This window comes from Acidocella sp. KAb 2-4, from assembly GCF_020567705.1.
In the GTDB taxonomy this organism is placed as follows: Bacteria; Pseudomonadota; Alphaproteobacteria; order Acetobacterales; family Acetobacteraceae; genus Acidocella.
On sequence record NZ_JAJDJU010000008.1, the window covers coordinates 112,205 to 134,676 of the forward strand.

A 22,472-nucleotide genomic window follows, 5' to 3' on the forward strand; every position below is an offset into this window, starting at 1 on the left:
CTCTTATTGCGCGGCGGTCATGCCATCCACCAGCTTCAGCCCCATTTGCAGCTGGAAGTCGGTGTCCGGCTTGGTCGGGTCGAAGGCCGGCCAGTTCGCCGGCGGCTTGGCCTGGATGGTGGCGGCCACGGCGGGCAGCGGCGGCGCGGGTGGCAGAGGCGCCGTACCCTGGCCGGTGGGGTTCGCGAAGGCGTGGAGCAGATCGGTCTCGCGCAGCTGGGCGAAGAAAGCATCGTCCGGCAGGCTGGTATCGGAGACCTTTACATCCGGCGTGACGCCATAGCCCTGGATGGATTTGCCCGAGGGGGTGAAATACAGCGCCGTGGTCAGGCGCAGCGCGCCCTCATTATCGATCGGCATGATCGTCTGCACTGAGCCCTTGCCGAAGGTCTTCTGCCCCAGCACCAGGGCGCGGTGATTCTGTTGCAGCGCCGCGGTCACGATCTCGGCCGCCGAGGCGGTGCCAGAATTGGTGAGGATCACGAGCGGCGCGCCGCTCGTGATGTCCCCATTCTGGGCGTACCACACCTGGTCGTCCTCGCTATGGCGGCCATGGGTGGAGACGATCTCGCCGGAATTGAGGAAATCATCGCTCACCGCCACCGCTTGGTCGAGCAGCCCGCCGGGGTTGTCGCGCAGATCCAGAATGTAGCCATGGAGTTTACCATGCGCCTGTTTCTGCAGTTCATTCACCGCTTTGATAATATGGTCGCTGGCCTTTTCGTCGAAGCTGCTGAGGCGGATATAGCCAACCGGGCCGTCCGGCGTGGTGAAGAGGCGGTCCTTCACGTCGTCGATCTTGATGATCTCACGCGTGAGGGTGACATGGATCGGCGTGTTCACGCCGTTGCGCTTGATGGTCAGCGTGATCTGGGTGCCCGGCGCGCCGCGCATCTTGCTCACCGCGTCGTCCAGCTCCAGCCCGTCGGTGGAGTGGCCGTTGATCTCCAGGATGATGTCGTTATGCTTGATGCCCGCGCGCGCCCCCGGCGTACCGTCGATTGGCGCGATCACCTCGATCAACCCGTCCTTCTCCGTCACTTCCAGCCCGAGACCGCCGAACTGGCCGGAGGTCTGTACCTGCATGTCGGCATATTGCTGGGCGTTCATGTAGCTCGAATGCGGGTCAAGCCCGGCGAGCATGCCGTTGATGGCGTTGTAGATCAGCTTATCCGAGGGCGGATCGATCACGTAGTTCTGCTTCACCTCGGTCAGCACGTCGCCGAATAGCGAGAGCTGCTGATAAGTGCTGTCGGACGGGGCGGCCTGCCCCATGGCGCGGCCCAGCGGCTGCGCCACCGTACCCAGCGCCAGACCACCCAGGAAAACTCCGCTCAGCAACAAACCGCCGCGCAAACGCATGTATTAAATCCTCAAAAGCCGGATGACTCCATCCGCATTAGACAGCATCCCGCCGGGTTTATCCAGAGCCACGCCCGGCGAGCCAGGAGGCGGGGTCCACGGGCGCGCCGTTGCGGCGCACTTCCATATAAAGCTTGGGCTGGGTCGTGGGGGTGGCGGGGTCGTAGCCATGCATGCTGCCGACAGGCTGCCCACGCACGAGGCGTTGGCCCTGGGAGACATCCAGCCGGTCCATGCCGGCTAGCACCACGCTGGTGCCGCCGCCGCAATTGGCAATGACCATGTTGCCATAGGTGTGGAAGTTACCCGCGAACATCACCGTGCCGGCGCAGGGGGTGACGACATGCGCCCCCGGCGCGGTGGCGTAGCTCACGCCAATGGCGGGGCCGGCCAAGGTTGGGGCGCCAAAAGCCTGCACCACCTGCCCGGCCACCGGCGCGGTGCCGCCGCCCGCGGGCAGGTTGGCTTGGTTGGCCGGCGATGCCGGGGGCACCAGCCTGGCCACGGCCTCATTCAAAGTCTCTAGCTCATTCCGGGCAGCCAGCTCGCGCTCGCGCGCCGCCGCCTGTTGGTCCGCCGCCGCCTGCTCCGCCGCCTTGGCCGCGGCGATCTGCGCCGAGAGCGCGGCTTCCGCCGCCTGCTGCTTGGCTGCCGCCGCGGCAAGCTGCGCCTGCCCGGCCTGGGCCGCGGCGACAAGCTGGGCCAGCTGCGCGGTCTGCGCCTGCACCTGCTGGGCCTGCGCGGTAATGGCGGCGGCGATGCCCTGTAGCAGCGCCACGCTGCGCACCGCCTCACCTGGCGGCAACGGCGCGGTGAGCAGGGTGGAGGCCGGTTGGGTGGCGAGGCGCTGCATTACCGGCATCAATTTGACCAGCGCCGCCTGGGCCGTGGCCAGACGCTGCGCGGCATCGCCCTGCGCGGCCTGCAGATTGGCAAGCTGCCCGGCATATTGCGCGGTTTGTGTTTCCATGCCGCGCAGCGCGGCGGCGGCGTTGGCCTGCTGTTGCGCGAGCATCTGCGCGCGGGCCTGCGCCGCCAGCTTGGCCTGCTGCGCCTGTTGTGCGGCCAACGCCTTGGCTTTGGCCTCGGCCTCCAGCTGCGCCCGCCGGGCTTGCGCCGTGGCCGGGTCCAGCGGCGCCGGGGCTTGGGCGGCATGCTTGTCGTGGTGATGCGCCATCTTGGCCCCGGCCAGCGCCGGAGCCAAAATCAGGCCCAGACAGAGCGCGGCGCGAAGCTTCAAGAGAACAGCGGCGTTCCGGTCATTTCCGCCGGCTGCTTCAGGCCCATCAGCTTCAGCAAGGTGGGCGCCAGATCGGCCAGCACGCCGTCATGCAGCTTGATGCCCTCCGGCCCGCCGGCGCAGATCACCGGCACCAGGTTCGTGGTGTGCGCGGTGTGCGGGCCGTTGGTCTCGGCGTCGTGCATCATCTCGCAATTACCGTGATCGGCGGAGACCAGCAGCGTCCCGCCCTGTGCCGCCACGGCGTCGGCAATGGCGCCGAGGCCCTGGTCCACTGCCTCCACCGCCTTGATCGCGGCGGAGAGGATGCCGGTATGGCCGACCATGTCCGGGTTGGCGAAATTCAACACGATCAGGTCGTATGCGCCGGAATTGATCGCCGCCACGGCCTTCCCGGTCAGCTCCGCCGCCGACATCTCGGGTTGCAGATCGTATGTCGCCACCTTGGGCGAGGCGACCAGGATGCGGTCCTCGCCGGGGAAGGGCGTCTCCACCCCGCCATTGAAGAAATATGTGACGTGCGGGTATTTCTCGGTCTCCGCCATGCGCAGCTGCTTCAGCCCGGCGGCCGAAACCACCTCGCCCAGCAGATGCTCCAGCCGCTCGGCCGGGAACACCGTGGTCATGAACGGCGCCAGCGCGTCGGAATAGGCGGTCATGCCGGTGGCGGCGACCAGCTTGGGGCGGCGCGCGGCGAAGCCGGTGAAGCTCGGGTCGAGCAGCGCGGTGAGGATCTCGCGCACGCGGTCCGCGCGGAAATTGGCGCACAGCACGGCGTCGCCATCTTTCATTCCGGCGTAATCGCCGATCACGGCGGGCTTGATGAACTCATCCGTCACCTTTGCCGCATAGCTCGCGGCGATCGCCGCCTCGGCGGTGGGGAAAGCCTCGCCCTTGGCGTCCACGATCAGCTCGTAGGCCTGCTGCACGCGCTCCCAGCGCTTGTCGCGGTCCATGGCGTAATAGCGGCCGACCAGCGTGCCGATCTTGGCCGTCTCGCCCAGGGCGGCGGCGAAGCCGCGCACATATTCGGCGGCGGATTCGGGCGGCGTGTCGCGCCCGTCAGTCCAGACATGCACCACCACCGGCACCCCGGCGTTGAACAGGATTTTCGCCAGCGCCACGATATGGTCCTGGTGCGAATGCACCCCGCCCGGCGAGACCAGCCCCATCAGATGCGCGGTGCCGCCCGAGCGGATCAGCGCGGAGATGAAATTGCCCAGCACCGGGTTGGCGGCGAGGGTGCCGTCCTCGATCGCCATGTCGATGCGCGGCAGTTCCTGCGTGACCACGCGGCCCGCGCCGATATTCAGGTGCCCGACCTCGGAATTGCCCATCTGCCCCTGCGGCAGCCCCACCACGCGGCCCGAGGTGTTGAGGAAGGCATGCGGCGAATTCGCCCATAGGCGGTCGAAATTCGGCTTGTTCGCCTGCGCCACGGCGTTGTCCTCCCGGCGTTCATTCCAGCCGAAGCCATCCAGGATGACGAGCATGACGGGTTTCTTGGGCATTGCGGTCCTTCACGAAGCGGTTTTGGCGGCCTCTATATAGGCACTCGGCCCGCGCGGGGATAGACTGCGCGTATGCGAGCAATGACATTCGAGCGGCCCGGGGCGCCGTTGCGTCTGCGCCAATGCGATGCGCCCGAGCCGGAGCCGGGGCAGATTTTGCTGCACGTCTGCACCTGCGGGGTGTGCCGGACGGATCTGCATATCGTCGATGGTGAGTTGCCCAACCCTAAGCCGCATGTGGTGCCGGGGCACGAGATCGTGGGCCGCGTGCTGGCGGTGGGGCGGGGGGTGGAGCGTTTCGCCCCCGGCCAGCGCGTGGGCGTGCCCTGGCTGGGCTGGACCTGCGGCGTCTGCGCCTATTGCCGCGCGGGGCGGGAAAATCTGTGCGAGCTTGCGCGCTTCACCGGCTACCAGATCGACGGCGGCTATGCCGAGCAAACCGTGGCCGATGCGCGCTACTGCTTCCCCATCCCCGAGCGGTTCTCCGACATCGAGGCCGCGCCGCTGCTCTGCGCCGGGCTGATCGGGTATCGCACGCTGCGCGCGGGCGGTGATGCGCGGCGGCTGGGCATTTATGGCTTCGGCGCGGCGGCGCATATCGCGGCCCAGGTGGCGCGCTATGAGGGGCGCGAGGTGTTCGCCTTCACCCGCCCCGGCGACAAGGCGGCGCAGGATTTCGCTCGTTCCATCACCGGCGGCTGGGTTGGCGGGTCGGACGAATTGCCGCCCGAGCCGCTCGATGCCGCGCTGATTTTCGCGCCCGCCGGAGAGCTGGTGCCCGCCGCGCTGCGCGCTTTGGCGCCCGGCGGCACGGTGGTGTGCGGCGGCATCCATATGAGCGAGATCCCTGCGTTTTCCTACGATATTTTGTGGAAGGAACGGAGCATCCGCTCCGTCGCCAACCTCACCCGGCGCGACGCCGAGGAGTTTTTGCCGCTGGCCGCGAAAATCCCGATCGTGACGATGACGCGGGCCTATGCGCTGGAGGACGCCAACACGGCGCTGGATGATCTGCGCGCGGGGCGGCTGGAGGGGGCGGCGGTGTTGGTGATGGGGTAGGGGGAAGAATGGGGGGATAGCGGACTGGCCGGTTTCTAGTGGATCTGCGGCAGAAGCGGACATTTAACTCGATGTTCAAACTGGCCAAAGTTCGTGCGGCTCGGCACGATACAGACGCTACGAATCTGATGCTCGGGAGATTGGATGACAGACGAATCGATAGGAATCACGTCACCTGCCGCCTCGCTTTACAAATACGTTGACATAAGTGGTTTGAAGCGAATTCTCCAAGGATCGGTGAGGTTCACTCAGCCAAGCGCATTCAATGATCCGTTCGAGCTACTGCCGGAAGTCGTGATCCATAACAATCAGAAAGAGGAGGAACTCAAAATTGCGTTCAGTACTCGGGCACAACGCCGTCTGCCACCAGTAGGCGCCTTGGATGAGGTGCCAGATGGATACCAGGCAAGTGACACCTTGTCTCGCGACATAGTTCAGAAGCTCAACGGTCTTATTGGCATTCTGTGTCTATCGCGGATCAATGACTCACTTCTAATGTGGGCGCACTACGCCAATCAGTATGCCGGCGCTGTAGTCGAGTTTGACGGCACACATGAGTTTTTTGACGGTCAGATAGATGTTGAATATCAAGAGTTGCGACCGATGAGAGATGTTCATGCCTACTCATCGCAGGCGGAGCCGTTCCCTGTTGCCGAACTTTGTACGAAGTCCGAGCAGTGGAAATATGAGCAAGAAGTTCGGATCATAAGGCATTTTGCTGAATGTCAAAATATCGGCAATGACCCACGTGAATTTCCAATCTACACTCAGCAACTACCGCTCGCATCCATCAAGTCCGTGACTCTCGGTGAGCGTACACCAGTCGTTGAACAACGCGAGATTTATGCCGCAATAAAAGGGACACAAATATCGCTCTGGTTAGCTGCAATTGCAGACCGTGGTTATGCGTTTAGACGAGAACTAATCAAGATGGCCGGGAGCGGTCCTTGCCTCTCGCCACGTACGGCCCACATCTTCTCGCATCTGGAGACGCCATTGGGCGATTTGGCGCGCACCCTCATTGCACAACATCCAATGAGCAAGATCGTCAACAGGGGAGTGTAGAATGGCGGCTTTCGGAATTAATCGCCCCGCCCCCTACGACTGCCCCGGGTCGAATCTGCCCCCTACGGCCGTCCCGCCCGGTGATACGGATGCCCGGCCAGAATCATCTGCGCCCGATAGATTTGCTCGGCCAGCATCGGGCGCACCAGCATATGCGGCCAGGTGAGTTTGCCGAGTGAGAGTTTGGCGCCGGCGCGGGCCAGCACGGCGGCGTCCAGCCCTTCCGCGCCGCCGATCACGAAGGCCAGCTTTTTGCTCCGCTCCAGCCACCCCGCCAGCAGCCGCGCCAGGGCCGGGCTGTCCGGTTCCGCGCCGCCCATGTCCAGGGCGATGACGAATTCATCCGGCTTCAGCGCGGCCAAAATCGCCTCGGCCTCGCGGCGCTTGATCTCGGCGGCGCTGCCGGTGCCGTCGGGCAGTTCGGTCAGGGTGAGTTCCGGACGGATGCGCTTGGCGTAGCGGGCCAGCAGCTCGCGCTCCGGCCCGGCCCCGCCCTTGCCGATGGCGATCAGCCTCACTCTTCGGCGCCGGCCTCATCCAGCTCGGCGGCCCACATCTTCTCCAGGCCATACAGCGTGCGCGCCTCGGGCTTGAACAGATGCACGATGATGTCGCCCGCGTCGATCAGCACCCAATCGGCGCCGTTCGCGCCTTCGATGAGCGGCTTGCGGAACCCGGCCTCGCGCAGTTTTTCCTCCAGATGCGTCGCCATGGCGGCGATCTGCCGGTCGGCAAGGCCGGTGGCGATGATCATACGGTCGGCGAAGCTGGCGCGGCCCGCGAGGTCCAGCACCACGATCTCCTCGGCCTTGTCATCCTCCAGCGTGGCGACGATCAGCGCCTGCAAGCGCTCCAGCTGCTCCACGGGCGGCTTGGGCGCGGCCTTCTTGCCTTTCGGCCCGGCGATGGTCGCCTTCTTGCGCGGCGTGCCGGGCATGGCGGGCAGCGCCTCGGCCGGGGCGGCGGCCTTTTTCGGCGCGCGTTTGCGGGGCGTGGCGGCGGCGGCGGCGCCACGGGCGGGGGTTTTACGGGTCGGCGGACGGGTTATGGCGGCGCTCCTTCTGCTTTCCGGCGCAATTCCGTGGCGGAGGCCGGGTTCTCCTTCACCGGCAGGAGAATCCAGGCGGGTGCCTCCGCCGTGGCAAGGCATAGCCCAGCCCGCGCCGGAAGGCGATACGGGGCATACGCTTTGGCCGCCCGCGCCGCCAGGGCCCGGCGCGTGGCGCCAGGCCGGGGCAGCACCAGCATGGGCATGGCGCGCATAATCTGCCGCCAGCGCCCCCAGCGCGGCAGTTGGGCGAGGTTGTCAGCCCCCATCAGCCAGACGAATCGGGCGGCGGGAAAGCGGCGCTTGAGTTCGCGCATGGTGTCGAAGGTGTAGCGTGTGCCGAGCCGCGCCTCGATATCGGTGGCGATGATCCGCCGCCCGTCGGCAAGCTGGCGCGCGCTGGCCAGCCGCGCGGCCAGCGGGGCCATGCCAGCGGCGGGTTTCAGCGGGTTGCCGGGCGAAACCATCAGCCAGAGCTGGTGCAGCCCGGCATGGCGCATCGCCTCGCGCGCCACATGCAGATGCCCTTCATGCGCCGGGTTGAAGGAGCCGCCGAGCAGGCCGATGCGGATCCGGTAGCGATGGCCGGGGCAGAAACTCAGGGGCGCACCTGGCCGGTGCCGCGCACAACGTAGCGGAAGGTAGTGAGCTGGTCCGGCCCGATCGGCCCGCGCGCGTGGATGCGCCCGGTGGCGATGCCGATCTCGGCGCCGAAGCCGAATTCCCCGCCATCGCAAAACTGGGTGGAGGCGTTCCACATCGCCACCGCCGAGGCGGTGTTGGCGAGGAAATATTCCGCCGCCGCCGCGTCCTCGGTGATGATCGCCTCGGTATGCTCGCTGCCATAGGCGGCGATATGCGCCAGCGCCTCGTCCACATTGGCGACGATCTTCACGCTCAGCACCGCGTCCAGCCACTCGGTGTGGAAATCGGCATCGGTGGCGGCGGGCAGGGCGGGGCAGATGGCGCGCGCGGCCTCATCGGCGCGGAAGGCGCAGCCGAGCGCGGCGAGGTCGGCCACCAGCAGGGGCAGCAGCGTTGGGGCGATGGCGGTGTCGAGCAGCAGCGTCTCGGTGGCGCCGCAAATGCCGGTGCGGCGCATCTTGGCGTTGGCCAGCACGCCGCGCGCCATGGCGAAATCGGCGGCGCTGTGGATGTAGGTGTGGTTCAGCCCCTCGGCATGGGCCAGCACCGGCACGCGGGCTTCCTTTTGCACCAGCTCCACCAGCGTGCGGCCGCCGCGGGGGATGATCAGGTCGATCAGCCCCGAGGCGCCCAGCATGGCGGCGACGAAGCGGCGGTCGGTGGTCGGGGCGATCTGCACCACATCGGCGGGCAGCCCGGCGGCGTTCAGCCCCTCGGTTAACGCTTCGTTGATCGCCTTGGCGGAATGGTGGCTCTCCGAGCCGCCGCGCAGCAGAATGGCGTTGCCGGATTTGATGGCGATGGCCGCGGCATCGGCGCCGACATTGGGGCGGGATTCATAGATCATGCCCAGCACGCCCAGCGGCTGCGGGATGCGCGAGATGACGAGGCCGTTAGGGCGCGTCCAGTGGCCGAGGTCGCGCGCCAGCGGGTCGGGCAGGGCGGCCACCTCCTCCAGCCCGCGGGCCATGGCTTCCACCCGCGCCTCGTTCAGCAGCAGCCGGTCGCCGAAGGCGGCGGTGCCCTTGAAGCCCGCCATGTCGCGCGCATTGGCGGCGATGATCCGCGGCGCCGCCCGGCGCAGCGCGGCGGCGGCATCGCGCAGCGCGGCGTCGCGCGTGGCGGCGGGCAGGCGGGCCAGGGCGGCGGCGGCGCGGCGGGCCTTGGCGCCCATCTCCGCCATGATCAGGGTGTTGGCGTCGGTCTCGGCATTCATGGGGTGCATGCTTGCCCAGTCCTGGCGGGAAGATCAACAGCGCGCTAAACACCGCAACGTATGCCAGACCTACTCGATTCGCCGATGCCGGCCCCGCCGCCCGCCGCCCAGACCGCCGGCCCCGTGCTGCGCACGACGCGGCTGCTGCTGCGCCCGCTCGGCGCCGAGGATGCCCCAGCCTTCCACCGCCTCATCAATGATTGGGAAATCTGCCGCCGCCTGCCGGACGCGCCCTTCCCCTATCCCGCGCCGCTCGCCGCCGACTGGATCGCCGCCGCCGCCGAGGACCGCGCCGCCCACCGCGCCGAGCAATTCGCGGTGGTGGAGGCCGAGAGCGGAACGCTGCTGGGTGTGGCCGGGCTGCGCCTGGCCAAGGGGCAGAAGAGCGCGGAGCTGGGCTATTGGCTGGGCCGCGCGCATTGGGGCCAGGGCTATACACTAGAGGCCGCGCGGCGGCTGCTGGACTGGGCCTTCGCGGCGCTGCCGCTCTCGCATGTCACCGCCACGGTGGCGGCGGATAACGAGGCCTCGATGGCCGTGCTGCGGCATCTCGGCTTCACCGCCACGGGCAAGGGGCTGAAGAACTTCATGTGCCGGCCGGGGCACAAGCTGCCGGTGAAGCATTTCACCCGCGAGCGCGAGATGCTGGCCGCCGGGGTGGCCGCCGAGGCGCCCAAGGGCGGCACGCTGCTGGTGGCGGCAGCGGCGCTCATCGACGCACAGGGCCGCGTGCTGCTGGCCCGCCGCCCCGAGGGCAAGAAGATGGCCGGGCTGTGGGAATTCCCCGGCGGCAAGCTGGAGCCTGGCGAGACGCCCGAGGCCGCGTTGGCCCGCGAGCTGCGCGAGGAGCTGGGGCTGGAGACCAACCCCAAGGATTTCGCCCCCTTCGTGTTCGCCTCGCACGCCTATGAGAGTTTTCATCTGCTGATGCCGGTGTTCCTGTGCCGCCGCTGGAAGGGCGAGCCGCAGGCGCGCGAGGGCCAAGCGCTGGCCTGGGTCGCGCCCGACCGGCTGGTGGAATACCCCATGCCCCCGGCCGACCGGCCGCTGATTCCGATGTTGAGGGATTTTTTATGAGCAACCCGACCGCCGCCATCCTGATTATCGGCAACGAAATCCTCTCAGGCCGCACGCAGGACGTGAACGTGCAGTTCATCGCCAAGGGCGTGGCCGAGCTGGGCATCAGGCTGGAGGAGGTGCGGGTGGTGCCCGATATTCCGGCCCGCATCATCGGCGCGGTGAACGAGCTGCGCGCGGCCTACACCATGCTGTTCACCACCGGTGGCATCGGCCCCACGCATGATGACATCACCAGCGAGTGCGTCGCCGCCGCCTTTGGCGTGCCGTTGCTGCTGCACGAACCGACCGCCGCGGTGATGCGCGAACGCTGGGGCGAGCGCGTGAACGACGCCCGGCTGCGCATGGCGATGATGCCGGAAGGGGCGGAGCCGATCAAAAACGAGGCGTCGATCGCGCCGGGCTTCACCATCGGCAATGTGCATGTGATGGCCGGGGTGCCGCGCATCATGCAGTCGATGTTCCAAGCCCTTGCCCCGAGCCTGCCGCGCGGGCAGCGCATCGAGATGCGGGCCGTGCATGGCATTGGCGTGCTGGAAGGATCGATCGCGGCGCGGCTGGAGCAGATCCAGGCGCGCTTCCCGCAGCTCGATCTGGGCAGCTACCCGTTCAAGCGCGATGAGCGCTGGGGGGTGACGCTGGTGGCCAAGGGCACCGACATCCCGGCGCTGGACGCCGCGCTGGCCGAGACCACCGCGCTGATCGCCGCCGAGGGCGTGGCCCCGATGCCCGGCGAGCCGGACTGACCCCTTAAAGCCCGGCGAAGGCCGCGGGAATGCGCTTGAGCTCGATCTCGATGAACGCCATCGGCGCGTCGCCACCATTCATCACGTCGTGCTGCACGCCGGCGGCGCGCATGTAGCTGTCGCCAGCCTTGCGCGGGATGTCGGTGACATTGGTGCCGTCATGCACGCGCATCACGGCGTCGGTGAGCATGACCACGAAATAGGGCCAGCCATGGCTGTGCCAGCCGGTGACGGCGCCAGGGACGAAATCCCAGCGGGTGATGCGGATGTCGTCGTCATCCTGCTGGACGGTGGGGGTGGCGGGAATGGTGCAGGTAAAGGCCATGCCCGCAGCCTAGGCGCGTGCGCCGGGGCGGGCAAGATTCAGGTGGCCCGCCTATGTCACTGTTTTCGCTGCGCCCAAGAGGGCGTATATAGTGGCCGGGCGAGAAAACCCGCCTGCGCGGGTCCGCCCCGCTGCGTTTGAGGCTTGCAAAAAGCCGCGCGCTGCCGCAAAAGCCGCCCGAGCAGCGCTGCCCGGTCGGGCGGCGCCGTACCTGTTTGACCTTTTTCCCGCCCGTGGAGGCACTGATGGCTGAGACTGACCTTAAGAAGATCCGCAATATCGGGATCACCGCGCATATCGACGCGGGCAAGACCACCACCACGGAGCGCATCCTTTACTACACCGGCGTGTCCCACAAGATCGGTGAGGTCCACGACGGCAACACCACCACCGACTACATGGCGCAGGAGCGTGAGCGCGGCATCACCATCACCTCTGCCGCCGTGACCTGCGAGTGGAAGGGCCACAACATCAACATCATCGACACGCCCGGCCACATCGATTTCAACATCGAGGTGAACCGTTCGCTCCGCGTGCTCGATGGTGCCATCTTCATCATCGAGGGCGTGGCCGGCGTGCAGCCGCAATCCGAGACCAACTGGCGCCTGGCCGACCGCTACAACGTGCCGCGCCTGATCTTCATCAACAAGCTGGACCGCACCGGCGCCGATTTCTATCGCGCCTTCGACACGCTGAAGGAGAAGCTGGACATCGTGGCGCTGCCGCTGCAGCTGCCGATCGGCATCGAGGACGGCTTCCTCGGCGTGGTTGATCTGGTTGAGATGAAGGCCATCATCTGGGAAGGCGGCGAACTGGGCGCCAAGTTCCACGACGAAGAGATCCCGGCCGACATGCTGGAGAAGGCGAAGGAGGCCCGCCAGCTCCTGCTTGATACCGCCCTCTCGGTCGATGACGCCGGCATGGAAGAGTATTTCGAGAAGGGCGACGTTTCCGTCGAGACCCTGAAGCGCGCCATCAAGACCGGCACCATCTCCGGCGCCTTCCGCCCCGTGATGTGCGGCACCGCCTTCAAGAACAAGGGCGTGCAGCCTTTGCTCGATGGCGTGCTCGACTATCTGCCGTCCCCCGTTGACGTTCCGGGCATCAAGGTGGCCCCGGAAGAGGGGCAGGAGGAAGACCCGAATGCCCGCCGCATCAAGGCCAATCCGGATGCGCCCTTCGCCGGGCTCGCCTTCAAGATCATCAACGACAAATACGGCTCGCTGACCTTCGTGCGCGTTTACGCGGGCACGCTGAAATCGGGCGACTCGGTGCTGAACACCACCAAGGGCCACAAGGAGCGTATCGGCCGCATGTACAAGATGCATGCCGATAAGCGCCAGGAAATCACCGAGGTGGTCGCGGGTGATATCGCCGCCTTCGTGGGCCTGAAGGACACCGGCACCGGTGACACGCTGGCCGCCGCCGAGGACCCGGTGGTGCTGGAGCGCATGGCGTTCCCCGTGCCGGTGATCGACATCTCGGTGGAGCCGAAGACCAAGGAAGGCGTCGAGAAGATGACGCTCGGCCTGCAGAAGCTGGCGGCGGAAGACCCGTCCCTGCGCCTGCGCACCGACCAGGAGACCGGCCAGACCATCCTCTCCGGCATGGGCGAGCTGCACCTGGAGATCATCGTGGACCGCCTGAAGCGCGAATACGGCGTGGACGCCAATATCGGCGCGCCGCAGGTGGCGTATCGCGAGACCATCACCCGCGAGCATACCGAAACCTACACCCACAAGAAGCAGTCGGGCGGTTCGGGCCAGTACGCCGAGGTCAAGATCGTCTTCTCGCCGCGTGAGCGGAACGAGGGCATCACCTTCGATAACAAGGTGGTCGGCGGTGCCGTGCCGAAGGAATACATCCCGGCCGTGGAAAAGGGCATTCGCAACCAGGCCGATACCGGCGTGCTGGCGGGCTTCCCCACCGTGGACTTCTCCTTCGCGCTGGTGGACGGCAAGTACCACGACGTCGACTCGTCGGCGCTGGCCTTCGAAATTGCCGCCAAGGCCTGCTTCCGCGAGGGCATGAAGAAGGCCGGCCCGGTGATCCTGGAGCCGATCATGGACGTGGAAGTCACCACCCCGAACGACCATGTGGGCGACGTGGTGGGCGACCTCAACCGCCGCCGCGGCATGATCCAGAACCAGGAGGCCTCGGGCTCCACCGTGCTGGTGCGCGCGCATGTGCCGCTGAAGGAAATGTTTGGCTACATCTCGCATCTGCGCTCCATGACCAAGGGCCGCGCGAGCTTCACCATGCAGTTCCACCACTACGATCCGGTGCCGCGCAACATCGCGGACGAGATCATGGCCAAGAGCGCGTAAGCGTTTTTGCCCGTACAACCAAGAACGGCGCCCCAAAAGGGCGCCGTTTTTGTTGCCGGGGGTAAGAAAAAGCAGGTTTGACGGCGGTTGGATGTCGGCCTGGGGTGGGCCGTCATTATTCGGATGATCTGAGGGTAGCCACTGGAGGGCTTTTGCCGCTTCGCGAGACGATCACGACTTGTCGATGTCATCTGAGCGTGTTTGCAAAATCAAAAGAGGGTTGCGCGGATTCTCGAAAATACCGCTTAGAAAAACGGCAACATTGAAATCTTGATTTGGGTAAATCCGGGGGCTTTCCCCCAAGTATTTTTCCGGTCCCGGTAATGGAAAATACGTCGGTCAGCGCGCCAAAATCAAAATAATTTGCAACATTCAGCCCCATGACATTCGGATTGTTGGCGCGCAGACCAAAGCGGTCGCAATGGTAGCCGTCAAAATGCAAATTATTCCAGCGTATATTCTTGAACAAATACCGGAGCAGTATTGTTTCTGTATAAGAACTAACCGTCTGCACAGTGTCTATATGCGGGTTGTAGCGCAGCAGGTCCTGGTAACGCGGTTGCACCAGCCAAACGAGATGCTCGGTTGGTGAGCGGAAGCGCCGGGCCACCGGTTCCGCCGCGATGCTGTCGCCCATGCGGTCTGTCAGGATGATGCATCGCAAGACTTTGCCATTTAGAGCTGCGTTTTTTGTGAAGCCGGCGCAGAGCGAGGGCGCTGCGAGGAAAAGACATAGCAAGCGACCAAACCCACCTGCTGATGTCATCAAGCTTTAGGCGGGACGCTTTTCGTAGCCATTGGGTCGCGCTCAACGATAGCGACGAAGTGCTTTGCTCTTCCATAGGTTTCGATATCCCACGCGGTTCCGTCAAGCCCGCCTACTGCCCGAACTGATTATGGTCATGCCGGCTGTTGGGCGGCTTTTGCGGTTGCTCGTTCTGGTGCTGCCATCCGCCGCCCTGAGGCTGTTGCGGGGGCTGCGCCTGCGGGTGGAATGGCTGTGGCTGCTGCCATCCGCCGCCCTGGGGTTGTTGCGGGGGCTGCGCCTGCGGGTGGAATGGCTGTTGCTGCTGCCATCCGCCGCCCTGGGGCTGTTGCGGGGGCTGCGCCTGCGGGTGGAATGGCTGTTGCTGCTGCCACCCGCCGCCCTGAGGCTGTTGCGGGGGCTGCGCCTGCGGGTGGAATGGCTGTTGCTGCTGCCATCCGCCGCCCTGGGGCTGTTGCGGGGGCTGCGCCTGCGGGTGGAATGGCTGTTGCTGCTGCCATCCGCCACCCTGGGGTTGCTGCGGGGGCTGCGCCTGCGGGTGGAATGGCTGTTGCTGCTGCCATCCGCCGCCCTGGGGTTGTTGCGGGGGCTGCGCCTGCGGGTGGAATGGCTGTTGCTGCTGCCATCCGCCGCCCTGGGGTTGTTGCGGGGGCTGCGCCTGCGGGTGGAATGGCTGTTGCTGCTGCCATCCGCCACCCTGGGGCTGTTGCGGGTGCTGGAATTGCGGCTGCGCGCCATGCTGCGGCGGCGGCGTTTCCGGGGTGATGACCTGCGGCATCTGCGGCTGGTGCTGCGGCCCCTGTTGTTGCGGGTGGAAGCCCTGGCCCGGCGGTGTGATGCCGTGTCCCTCTGGCGCGGGGGCCGGGTGGGGGGTGAATTGCGGGCGCATCTGCTGCGGGAATTGCCGCCCCACCGGCTGCGCCTGGCCAAACATCGCGTGCGGCACCGGCTGGGCGTAGTGCCGCACCTGTTCACCCTTCGCGAAGCCGCTGGCCGGGCCATAAAGCGCGGCGCCGTGGTTTACGTAATGCTCAAACCCCGGCGGGTGGTCGAAATCCACGCGGCCGGGGTCGCGCACCTCAAGGCCGTTGACGCGGCGCAGGTAGTCGGGCGGGCAGCGGTAATGCGGATAATAGGGCTCGTCCGGCCCCAGCGGCACCCAGCCGATATCGCCCTCGGACAGAGCCTCGGCGGTGATGGCAACGCCCACCCCCAGCCCGAAAAACGCCACCAGCGCCGGGGCATAGACCGGCGCGGCGACATAACCGCCCGCGGCATAAGGGGCCGGGACCCAGGCCCAACGGCCGTAAATCTGCACCCAGCGGCCGTAATGGAAGGGCGCGAAGCCCCAGGGTTCGTCGTCCACCCAGGTCCAGCCCCAGGGGACGACATAAGCCCAATGGCCATAATGATAAGGTGCCCAGCCTAGCGCGACGGCGGGATACCACACGGCGCCGTATTGCGGCGTGTTCTCCCAGGTGCCGTAAGAGGAGAGCGCGGTCACGCCGGTCATCTGCAACACGGCGGGCGGGACATAGGGCGGGGGTGGCGGTGCATTCTGCGCCATCGCCTGGGCGGCAAAGGCGTCGCGCTGAGCCTGGCCGATCTGCGGCTGGCCGGCGCCCGAGAGATACGCCGCTTGCCCGGCGTAAACCGGCGCGCCATTGGCTTCGGCCTCGCCGTTATAGACGTTCACGGTCGCCGGGGTGTTCGCGTCTCCAGCCAAAATCTCATACTGGCCGGGCTGGACAATGTTCACCGCGCCGCGCGGAGTGGTGAGGGTGAATGCCTGCCCCTGGCCCAGGCTGGAGACACTGAGGAAGACTTCGCCCTGACTCTCGGAGGCCATGAACGCGCTGTCATCGAGTTCCGTGACCTGCAACTCGGTGCTGGGGGCGAGGCTCACCCGGTTGGTGCCGATGGCGATGGAGGCCTGCCCGCCATCCTGTGTATAAACCGTGTCGCCACTGGTGATGGGGTAGTTCTCGGTGGCGGTGGTCCACTGCCCGTTGGAGCCTGCGCCGTTATAGGAAACGCTGCCCGAGACGCCGGTAAGCTGGCCAACACGCGCGGGCGGGGCGGCGGTCTGCGCGGCGGCGGGCAGGGCCAGGCCAAGCGCGGTGCTGACGGCGAGAAACCGGCGCAGGCGAGAGCGTGGGCGGGGCATGGCGGCTCCTTTTGTTATTTTACCGTACATAATGCGCGAGCGCGGCAAAACCATGGCACGCGCTGCCGTTGCAATGTCTTACATTCATGTAATCGCATTGCCGCAAACCCGCCTCAAAATAATATCACTTGGTGTAGCGGTGGCGGTCTCGCGCCGCCGAGCAAGAGCGCAAGGATTGGACGATGAGCATCAAGAGCTTGAAAATTTCGCCGCGCATACTGGCGCGCGCCGCAGCCGTGGCGCTGGCGGGAGCCTCGCTTGCCGGGTGCGTGTATTACCCCTCAGGCTACGGCTACAGCTCGGGATATTACGCGTCACCTGTCTATGTCGCCCCGCCGCCAGTGGTTATTGGCGGCTGGTGGGGCTGGGGCGGGGGCGGGCACTGGCACGACCGGGACTAAATCCGGCGCAAGATTTCCTCCGCCAGCGCGTCGATATCCGCCGCCGTGGTGCGGTGGTTGACGATGGCGACGCGGATGGCGAGCCGCCCGTCAATGGTGGTGGTGGAGGGGGCGAATTTCCCCTCCTCCTGCAAATCCGCCACCAGATCGGCCAGCGCGGCGTCGCCTTGGCCGTTAATGCCGAAGCACACGATGTTCAGCTTCACCGGGGCCAGCAGCTCCAGCCGGTTGCTGGCGCGCACATGCGCGGCCAAGCGCTGGGCGAGGGCGCAGGTGTCGTCCACAATGCCGCCGAGCGCGGCGCTGCCATAGGCTGAGAGTGTCATCCACACCTTGAGCGCGCGGAAGCCGCGGGAGAGATCCGGCCCCAGATCGCACGGCCAGGGGAAGCCCCCCGCCAACCCGCGCGCGGCGCTGGCCAGATAGTTGGTGGCCTGCGCGAAGGTGGCGAATTCGAGTTCGCGGTCGCGCACCAGCACGCAGCCGGCATCGTAGGTGACTTGCGCCCATTTATGGAAATCGAACGCCACCGAATCGGCGCGGCCAATGCCATCGGTGAGCGGCTTGAGCGTGGGTGAAAGCGCGGCCAGCGCGCCGAAGGCACCATCGACATGGAACCAGAAATTTTCCGCCGCCGCGAGATCGGCCAGGGCGTTGAGGTCGTCAAACGCGCCGACATCCACAGTGCCCGCCGTGCCGATGATCAGGAACGGGCGCAGCCCGGCGGCGCGGTCGGCGGCGATGGCGGCGCGCAGCGCGGCGAGATCCATGCGGAATTCGGCATCCACGGGAATGCGCCGCAGCGCGTCCGCGCCCAGCCCGGCCATGTCCATGGCGCCCGGCACGCAGCGATGCACGCCGGTGGAGGCGTAGGCGACCAGCTTCTGCCCGCCCGCGCCCTGGCGGCGCCCCTCGGCGCCCAGCGCCTTGTAGCGCGCGCAGAGCACGGCGACGAAATTGGCCATCGAGGAGCCGGTGAGCAGCACGCCGGAGGTGGTCTCCGGCAGCCCCAGCATCTCCGCCGCCCAGGCGATCACCTGCCGCTCGACGGCGATGCCGACATGGTCGCGCCCGCCGCAATTGGCGTTCATCGCGCCCGCCAGCAACTCGGCCAGCATGGAGACGGGATTGCCCCCGCCATGCACCCAGCCCATGAAGCGCGGATGCGTGTTGCCGGTCACATAGGGCTGGATATCGGCGCGGAAGCGTTCGTAGAGGGCTTCAGGCGCTGTACCGGCGGCGGGCAGGGGGGCGGTGAAGCCCTCGCGCACCGCATCTGGCATTTGCCGCCACACGGGCTGTTCGCGGATGCTGGCGAGATGGTCCACCATGTCATCCAGCATCTGGTGGCCAAGGGCGCGAAGCGCGGACCAATCCGCGGGGTCAAGCGTGCTCATGGCGCGGGTATGGGGGAAGTTGCGCCCCGGCTCAAGCCGGGCTGCGCGCGCGCAGGGCGGTGGCCAGCGTGCCTTCGTCCAACACCTCCAGCGCCCCGCCCATGGGCACGCCCTGGGCCAGACGGGAGATGGGAACGCCAAACGGCTTCAGCTTCTCGGTGAGCACATGCGCGGTGGCCGCGCCATCCACCGTGGCGGGCAGGGCGAGGATGATCTCATCCGGGCGGTCGCGCTCCACGCGCTCCAGCAGCGGCGCGATGGCGAGATCCTCCGGCCCGCGCCCGGCAATGGCCGAGAGCGTACCGCCCAAAACATGATACAGCCCGCGATAGACATGCGCGCGCTCCAGCGCCCAGAGATCGGCCACGCCCTCGACCACGCAGATGCGCGTCTCGCGATGCGGGTTGGCGCAGATGGCACAGGGGTCCTGGGTGTCGAGATTGCCGCAGATGGAGCAGGTGCGCACAGCAGCGGCGGCGGTGCGCAGGGCCTCGGTGAGCGGCAGCAGCCGCGTTTCACGTTCGCGCAGCAGCTTCAGCACAATGCGCCGCGCGCTGCGGGGGCCAAGCCCCGGCAGGCGGGCGAATTGCGCGATAAGGTTGTCGAGCTCGGGTCCGCCCATGTTATGCGGGCAAAGGCTTTCCGGTTTTTCCCAAGGTTCAGAACGGCAGCTTCAGCCCCGGCGGCAGGCTGATGCCTCCCATCGCGGCGCGGGTCTCGGAGTCCATCATCGCGTCCAGCTTGCCCTTGGCGTCGGCATGCGCGGCCACGATCAGGTCTTCGAGCATCTCGGCCTCGGACGAGTCGATCAGTTTCGGGTCCACCTTCAGCGCCTTCAGCACGCCCTTGCCGGTCAGCGTCACCCGCACTAGCCCGGCCCCGGCCACGCCCTCGATCTCGGCGGCCTCCAGCTTGGCCTGCATCTCGGCCATCTTTTGCTGCATCTGTTGGGCCTGCTTCATCATGCCAGCAAGGTTCTTCATCAATCCTCTCCTTCGTAGAGTTCGTCTGGTGGGATCAGCGCCGCCCAATCGGCGGGCGGCTCGGGTTCGGGCTCGTGCGTGACGGGCGTTTCCACCCGCGCGCCAGGGAATTCGGCCAGGATCGCCTGCACCAGCGGATGCGCCAGCGCGGCGTCGCGCGCGGCGGCGGTGGCCACGCCCTCGGCTTCGTCGATGGTCGGCTCGCCCGTCAGGTTGGAGAGCGCGATGGTCCAGCGCTTGCCGGTTTCCGCCTCCAGCAGGCGGGCGAGTTTCTGCACCGTGTCGCGCGGCGCGGTGGGCTCCAGCCGTAGCTCGATCACCGGCGGGGCGAAGCGCACCAGATGCACCGATTGGCGCAGATGCGCGTACAGCATCACATCGCGCTTATGCTGGGCCAGGGCCACCACGTCGTGAAAGGTGAGGCTGCGCGCGGTCATCACGGCGCCGCCATTGGCGACGGCGCGCACATTGCCGCCGCCGCCGCCAGGGCCAACCGGGCCGCCCAGGCTGGCGCCCGGGGTTTCGGTCAGCTTCTTCAGCAACTCGCCGGGCGGGGGCATATCGGCCACATGGCACAGCCGGATCAGGATCATCTCCGCCGCGGCGCGCTTATCCGGCGCGGCTTCCACCTCGCCCAGCCCCTTCAGCAGCATCTGCCACAACCGGCCCAGGAACGGGATCGAGAGCACCTGCGCCAGCGCCGCGCCGCGCGTACGCTCGGCCTCGGGCAGGGCGGCGCTGTTGGCCAGGGCGGGCACCGATTTCAGGCGCGTGAGCAGATGCGCGAGGCCCAGCAGGTCGGAGAGCAGCACGCCCGGATCGGCGCCGCGCTCATAGGCGTCGTCGGCATAGCCCAGCGCCTTGGCGGCATCGCCGGCCACCACCGCGTCCATCAGGTCGAACACGAAGCCGCGATCGGCGAGGCCCAGCATATCCGCCACCATCGCGGCGGAGATTTCGGAGCCATCCTCGGCCCCGCGCGCAATCGCCTGGTCGAGCAGCGAGAGCCCGTCGCGCACCGAGCCATCGGCGGCGCGGGCGATATGCTCAAGCGCCCCCGGCGCAATCGCCACGCCCTCTTTTTCCGCGATCCGGGTGAAATGCGCGGCCAGCACCTCCACCGCCACGCGGCGCAGGTCGAAGCGCTGGCAGCGCGACAGCACTGTGATCGGCACCTTGCGGATCTCGGTGGTGGCCAGCACGAATTTGATATGCGGCGGCGGCTCCTCCAGCGTCTTCAGCAGCGCGTTGAACGCCGCCTTGGAGAGCATGTGCACCTCGTCGATGATGAACACCTTGGTGCGGGCCGAGAGCGGGCGGAAGCGCGTGGCCTCGATGATCTCGCGCACATCGTCGACGCCGGTATTGGAGGCGGCGTCCATCTCCACCACGTCCGGGTGGCGGTCGGCCAGAATCGCCTTGCAATTATCGCACACGCCGCACGGGTCGGGCGTCGGGCCGCCATTGCCGTCCGGCCCGGTGCAGTTGAGGGCACGGGCCAGGATGCGCGCGGTCGTGGTCTTGCCCACGCCGCGCACGCCGGTGAGCATGAAGGCATGCGCGATGCGGTTCATGGCGAAGGCGTTGCGCAGGGTGCGCACCAGCGCGTCCTGGCCGATCAGGTCGTTGAAGGTGGTGGGGCGGTATTTGCGGGCCAGAACGCGATAGGCGGCGGCCTTGGGCGCGGCATCCTGCGGTTCATCTCCGAACAGCGAGGGTCCGGACGGCGGCGGCGCGTCTGTCTCGTCGTCTCCGAACAAACCCATGGGCGGCGCGTTACCTTGAAAAACTCTTGTGTATGGGGTGGGAGACCGGGCAACGACCCATGCGAAATCCGTTGTGGCTGCTGCCTTCCGGCCCTGACCAGGTTGGCGGCACGCGCTGTCCGCCGCCGATCTCCCAGGAGGCTTATCCTCTTTCCGCGCGCCGAGCGCAAGCTTGGCAAGCGATGGACGCCATGCGAGCATCCAGGCATGCGGATCATCCGGCCCTCGCGGCTCAATCACTATAGCGGCGGCGAGCTGGACCGTGCCGCGCATTTACGCACCGACCCCGCCTGGCTTGCCCGCGCGCTCAGCGACCCGCGCAGCCGTTTCGTGCCGTTCTGGCGCGGCCAGGCGCTCATCGCGAAAGGCGAGGTTCCGCGCGCCGTGTATCTGCCCGGCCCGGTGCCGGCGGGGCCGCATGTGTTTCTTGGCTTGGTGGCGGGCGTGCCGGTATTCGCGCTCGATGTGTCGGCGCGGGAGGCGCCGCCCGACTATGGCGTGGGGGCATTCGCGGAGCTGCGCAACCTTACCGCGCTGCTCCCGGCGGCCGACGCCACCGTGCTGGCCACCGCGCGCGGCATGCTGCATTGGCGCGCCACGCATCGCTTTTGCCCGTCCTGTGGCGCGGCGCTGCACCCCACGCGCGGCGGCTGGGTGATGCATTGCGCGGGGTGCGGGCGTGAGAATTTTCCGCGCACCGATGCGGCGGTGATCATGCTGGTCACGCGCGGCGAGCACCTGCTGCTCGGGCAGTCGCACCGCTTTCCGCCGGAGCGCAATTTCTATTCCACCCTTGCCGGTTTCGTGGAGCCGGGGGAGAGCCTGGAAGACGCCGTGCGGCGTGAGGTGCTGGAGGAAACCGGCGTGCGTGTGGGCGAGGTGGTGTATCACTCCAGCCAGCCCTGGCCGTTTCCGGCCTCATTGATGCTGGGCTTCTACGCCGAGGGTGTGAGCGAGGAGATCATCCTCGACACCGAGGAGATGCGCGACGCGCGCTGGTTCACCCGCGCGCAGATCGCCGATCCCGCCTCGCTTTGGTTCAACCTGCCGCCCGAGGATTCAATCGCGCGTCGGCTGATCGACGACTGGTTGGCGCACACATAAAAAATGCAGGGGTGTTGCCCCTGCATTTTTGTCGTCATTCAAAACTGCGCCGTGGCTTAGTCCTGCGAGTTCTCATCCTCATTCGCGGGAAACTCGAACACCTCGACTTCCACCGGCTGCGCCTGCGTGATGATGTCCGGGAATTCGATCACCTCAGCCGCCTCGACGAGCTTGCGACGCGGGCGGCGCACGACCGGCTTCTTCACCGGCGCGGCAGCTTTCTTCGGCGCGGCGGGCTTCTTCGCGGTGGCGGTCTTCTTCACCGCG

Annotated in this window: 22 protein-coding genes and 1 other RNA gene; 7 read left to right on the plus strand and 16 right to left on the minus strand. The window is 66.9% G+C overall.

Annotated features, from left to right (window positions below):
• Positions 1–3: 3 nt before the first annotated feature.
• From LI953_RS07635 to gpmI, 3 genes are read right to left on the minus strand one after another with little or no spacing between them, the layout of a single operon-like run.
• Positions 4–1,362, minus strand: coding sequence for a S41 family peptidase (locus tag LI953_RS07635; RefSeq protein ID WP_227075449.1), 1,359 nt, complete (start codon positions 1,360–1,362; stop codon positions 4–6).
• Positions 1,363–1,420: 58 nt separating this feature from the next.
• Complete coding sequence (locus LI953_RS07640) at positions 1,421–2,602, minus strand: murein hydrolase activator EnvC (RefSeq protein WP_227075450.1); 1,182 nt, start codon at positions 2,600–2,602, stop codon at positions 1,421–1,423.
• Positions 2,599–4,113 (minus strand): 2,3-bisphosphoglycerate-independent phosphoglycerate mutase, encoded by a 1,515-nt coding sequence (gene gpmI / locus LI953_RS07645; protein ID WP_227075451.1) that lies wholly within the window; start codon positions 4,111–4,113, stop codon positions 2,599–2,601. Before gpmI ends, LI953_RS07640 begins: the two co-directional genes overlap by 4 nt.
• A gap of 72 nt (positions 4,114–4,185) precedes the next feature.
• On the opposite strand from gpmI, the gene LI953_RS07650 reads away from it, so the two are divergent.
• Positions 4,186–5,172 carry a zinc-dependent alcohol dehydrogenase family protein gene (locus LI953_RS07650; RefSeq protein ID WP_227075452.1) on the plus strand — a complete coding sequence of 329 codons (987 nt, stop codon included), beginning with the start codon at positions 4,186–4,188 and terminating at the stop codon, positions 5,170–5,172.
• 144 nt (positions 5,173–5,316) lie between these two features.
• Positions 5,317–6,237 (plus strand): DUF2971 domain-containing protein, encoded by a 921-nt coding sequence (locus tag LI953_RS07655; RefSeq protein WP_227075453.1) that lies wholly within the window; start codon positions 5,317–5,319, stop codon positions 6,235–6,237.
• 62 nt (positions 6,238–6,299) lie between these two features.
• On the opposite strand, the gene LI953_RS07660 is transcribed toward LI953_RS07655, so the two are convergent.
• The 4 genes from LI953_RS07660 to LI953_RS07675 all read right to left on the minus strand — a co-directional run bounded on the left by LI953_RS07660 (position 6,300) and on the right by LI953_RS07675 (position 9,146).
• On the minus strand, positions 6,300–6,755 hold the full coding sequence (locus LI953_RS07660) for a 23S rRNA (pseudouridine(1915)-N(3))-methyltransferase RlmH (protein ID WP_227075454.1): 456 nt from the start codon (positions 6,753–6,755) through the stop codon (positions 6,300–6,302).
• Complete coding sequence (gene rsfS / locus LI953_RS07665; protein ID WP_227075455.1) at positions 6,752–7,174, minus strand: ribosome silencing factor; 423 nt, start codon at positions 7,172–7,174, stop codon at positions 6,752–6,754. The genes LI953_RS07660 and rsfS overlap by 4 nt, the downstream gene beginning before the upstream one ends.
• A 107-nt stretch (positions 7,175–7,281) precedes the next feature.
• The gene (locus tag LI953_RS07670; protein WP_227075470.1) at positions 7,282–7,887 is read right to left on the minus strand and encodes a nicotinate-nucleotide adenylyltransferase; all 606 of its coding nucleotides are present in this window, start codon (positions 7,885–7,887) and stop codon (positions 7,282–7,284) included.
• Positions 7,884–9,146, minus strand: a complete 1,263-nt coding sequence (locus LI953_RS07675) for a glutamate-5-semialdehyde dehydrogenase (RefSeq protein ID WP_227075471.1) — start codon at positions 9,144–9,146, stop codon at positions 7,884–7,886. Before LI953_RS07675 ends, LI953_RS07670 begins: the two co-directional genes overlap by 4 nt.
• Before the next feature lie 60 nt (positions 9,147–9,206).
• Here LI953_RS07675 and mutT point away from each other — a divergent pair, with 60 nt between their 5' ends.
• Both mutT and LI953_RS07685 read left to right on the plus strand, forming a co-directional pair.
• On the plus strand, positions 9,207–10,223 hold the full coding sequence (gene mutT / locus LI953_RS07680; protein ID WP_227075456.1) for an 8-oxo-dGTP diphosphatase MutT: 1,017 nt from the start codon (positions 9,207–9,209) through the stop codon (positions 10,221–10,223).
• Positions 10,220–10,969: a molybdopterin-binding protein gene (locus tag LI953_RS07685; protein ID WP_227075457.1), complete on the plus strand. Its 750-nt coding sequence runs from the start codon at positions 10,220–10,222 to the stop codon at positions 10,967–10,969. The genes mutT and LI953_RS07685 overlap by 4 nt, the downstream gene beginning before the upstream one ends.
• 4 nt (positions 10,970–10,973) lie before the next feature.
• On the opposite strand, the gene LI953_RS07690 is transcribed toward LI953_RS07685, so the two are convergent.
• Positions 10,974–11,294 carry a cupin domain-containing protein gene (locus LI953_RS07690; protein ID WP_227075458.1) on the minus strand — a complete coding sequence of 107 codons (321 nt, stop codon included), beginning with the start codon at positions 11,292–11,294 and terminating at the stop codon, positions 10,974–10,976.
• A 245-nt stretch (positions 11,295–11,539) separates the two neighbouring features.
• Between LI953_RS07690 and fusA the strand changes: the two genes are divergently transcribed.
• The gene (gene fusA, locus LI953_RS07695) at positions 11,540–13,621 is read left to right on the plus strand and encodes an elongation factor G (RefSeq protein WP_227075459.1); all 2,082 of its coding nucleotides are present in this window, start codon (positions 11,540–11,542) and stop codon (positions 13,619–13,621) included.
• Positions 13,622–13,808: 187 nt separating this feature from the next.
• Here the strand turns inward: fusA and LI953_RS07700 are convergent, their stop codons facing one another.
• Together LI953_RS07700 and LI953_RS07705 are read right to left on the minus strand one after the other, a co-directional pair.
• Complete coding sequence (locus LI953_RS07700) at positions 13,809–14,258, minus strand: hypothetical protein (RefSeq protein WP_227075460.1); 450 nt, start codon at positions 14,256–14,258, stop codon at positions 13,809–13,811.
• Between the two features lie 241 nt (positions 14,259–14,499).
• The gene (locus LI953_RS07705) at positions 14,500–16,554 is read right to left on the minus strand and encodes a DUF6600 domain-containing protein (RefSeq protein WP_227075461.1); all 2,055 of its coding nucleotides are present in this window, start codon (positions 16,552–16,554) and stop codon (positions 14,500–14,502) included.
• 182 nt (positions 16,555–16,736) lie between these two features.
• Between LI953_RS07705 and LI953_RS07710 the strand changes: the two genes are divergently transcribed.
• Positions 16,737–16,955, plus strand: a complete 219-nt coding sequence (locus LI953_RS07710) for a hypothetical protein (protein ID WP_227075462.1) — start codon at positions 16,737–16,739, stop codon at positions 16,953–16,955.
• Here LI953_RS07710 and LI953_RS07715 read toward each other — a convergent pair.
• The 5 genes from LI953_RS07715 to ffs all read right to left on the minus strand — a co-directional run bounded on the left by LI953_RS07715 (position 16,952) and on the right by ffs (position 21,235).
• A complete protein-coding gene (locus LI953_RS07715) occupies positions 16,952–18,352 on the minus strand; it encodes a pyridoxal-dependent decarboxylase (RefSeq protein WP_227075463.1) in 1,401 nt (466 codons plus the stop codon). The two genes, LI953_RS07710 and LI953_RS07715, sit on opposite strands and share 4 nt — an antisense overlap.
• A gap of 31 nt (positions 18,353–18,383) precedes the next feature.
• On the minus strand, positions 18,384–18,974 hold the full coding sequence (recR, locus tag LI953_RS07720; RefSeq protein ID WP_227075464.1) for a recombination mediator RecR: 591 nt from the start codon (positions 18,972–18,974) through the stop codon (positions 18,384–18,386).
• A gap of 37 nt (positions 18,975–19,011) precedes the next feature.
• A complete protein-coding gene (locus LI953_RS07725; RefSeq protein WP_227075465.1) occupies positions 19,012–19,335 on the minus strand; it encodes a YbaB/EbfC family nucleoid-associated protein in 324 nt (107 codons plus the stop codon).
• Complete coding sequence (locus LI953_RS07730) at positions 19,335–21,101, minus strand: DNA polymerase III subunit gamma/tau (RefSeq protein ID WP_227075466.1); 1,767 nt, start codon at positions 21,099–21,101, stop codon at positions 19,335–19,337. Before LI953_RS07730 ends, LI953_RS07725 begins: the two co-directional genes overlap by 1 nt.
• A 37-nt stretch (positions 21,102–21,138) precedes the next feature.
• An RNA gene (gene ffs / locus LI953_RS07735) (signal recognition particle sRNA small type) lies at positions 21,139–21,235 on the minus strand.
• Between the two features lie 73 nt (positions 21,236–21,308).
• On the opposite strand from ffs, the gene nudC reads away from it, so the two are divergent.
• Positions 21,309–22,205: an NAD(+) diphosphatase gene (gene nudC / locus LI953_RS07740; protein WP_227075467.1), complete on the plus strand. Its 897-nt coding sequence runs from the start codon at positions 21,309–21,311 to the stop codon at positions 22,203–22,205.
• A 56-nt stretch (positions 22,206–22,261) separates the two neighbouring features.
• On the opposite strand, the gene LI953_RS07745 is transcribed toward nudC, so the two are convergent.
• A partial coding sequence (locus LI953_RS07745; protein WP_227075468.1) for a hypothetical protein occupies positions 22,262–22,472 on the minus strand: 211 nt, incomplete at its 5' end.

What these genes read in the sequence shown, in the direction of transcription:
- LI953_RS07685 (WP_227075457.1), top strand. Translation starts at nt 10,220, where the DNA reads ATGAGCAACCCGACCGCCGCCATCCTGATTATCGGCAACGAAATCCTC.
- LI953_RS07675 (WP_227075471.1), bottom strand. Translation starts at nt 9,146, where the DNA reads ATGAATGCCGAGACCGACGCCAACACCCTGATCATGGCGGAGATGGGC.
- mutT (WP_227075456.1), top strand. Translation starts at nt 9,207, where the DNA reads ATGCCAGACCTACTCGATTCGCCGATGCCGGCCCCGCCGCCCGCCGCC.
- LI953_RS07700 (WP_227075460.1), bottom strand. Translation starts at nt 14,258, where the DNA reads ATGGGCGACAGCATCGCGGCGGAACCGGTGGCCCGGCGCTTCCGCTCA.
- LI953_RS07705 (WP_227075461.1), bottom strand. Translation starts at nt 16,554, where the DNA reads ATGCCCCGCCCACGCTCTCGCCTGCGCCGGTTTCTCGCCGTCAGCACC.
- LI953_RS07650 (WP_227075452.1), top strand. Translation starts at nt 4,186, where the DNA reads ATGCGAGCAATGACATTCGAGCGGCCCGGGGCGCCGTTGCGTCTGCGC.
- LI953_RS07710 (WP_227075462.1), top strand. Translation starts at nt 16,737, where the DNA reads ATGAGCATCAAGAGCTTGAAAATTTCGCCGCGCATACTGGCGCGCGCC.
- LI953_RS07730 (WP_227075466.1), bottom strand. Translation starts at nt 21,101, where the DNA reads ATGGGTTTGTTCGGAGACGACGAGACAGACGCGCCGCCGCCGTCCGGA.
- gpmI (WP_227075451.1), bottom strand. Translation starts at nt 4,113, where the DNA reads ATGCCCAAGAAACCCGTCATGCTCGTCATCCTGGATGGCTTCGGCTGG.
- fusA (WP_227075459.1), top strand. Translation starts at nt 11,540, where the DNA reads ATGGCTGAGACTGACCTTAAGAAGATCCGCAATATCGGGATCACCGCG.
- nudC (WP_227075467.1), top strand. Translation starts at nt 21,309, where the DNA reads ATGCGGATCATCCGGCCCTCGCGGCTCAATCACTATAGCGGCGGCGAG.
- LI953_RS07690 (WP_227075458.1), bottom strand. Translation starts at nt 11,294, where the DNA reads ATGGCCTTTACCTGCACCATTCCCGCCACCCCCACCGTCCAGCAGGAT.
- LI953_RS07655 (WP_227075453.1), top strand. Translation starts at nt 5,317, where the DNA reads ATGACAGACGAATCGATAGGAATCACGTCACCTGCCGCCTCGCTTTAC.
- LI953_RS07725 (WP_227075465.1), bottom strand. Translation starts at nt 19,335, where the DNA reads ATGAAGAACCTTGCTGGCATGATGAAGCAGGCCCAACAGATGCAGCAA.
- rsfS (WP_227075455.1), bottom strand. Translation starts at nt 7,174, where the DNA reads ATGCCCGGCACGCCGCGCAAGAAGGCGACCATCGCCGGGCCGAAAGGC.
- recR (WP_227075464.1), bottom strand. Translation starts at nt 18,974, where the DNA reads ATGGGCGGACCCGAGCTCGACAACCTTATCGCGCAATTCGCCCGCCTG.
- LI953_RS07715 (WP_227075463.1), bottom strand. Translation starts at nt 18,352, where the DNA reads ATGAGCACGCTTGACCCCGCGGATTGGTCCGCGCTTCGCGCCCTTGGC.
- LI953_RS07635 (WP_227075449.1), bottom strand. Translation starts at nt 1,362, where the DNA reads ATGCGTTTGCGCGGCGGTTTGTTGCTGAGCGGAGTTTTCCTGGGTGGT.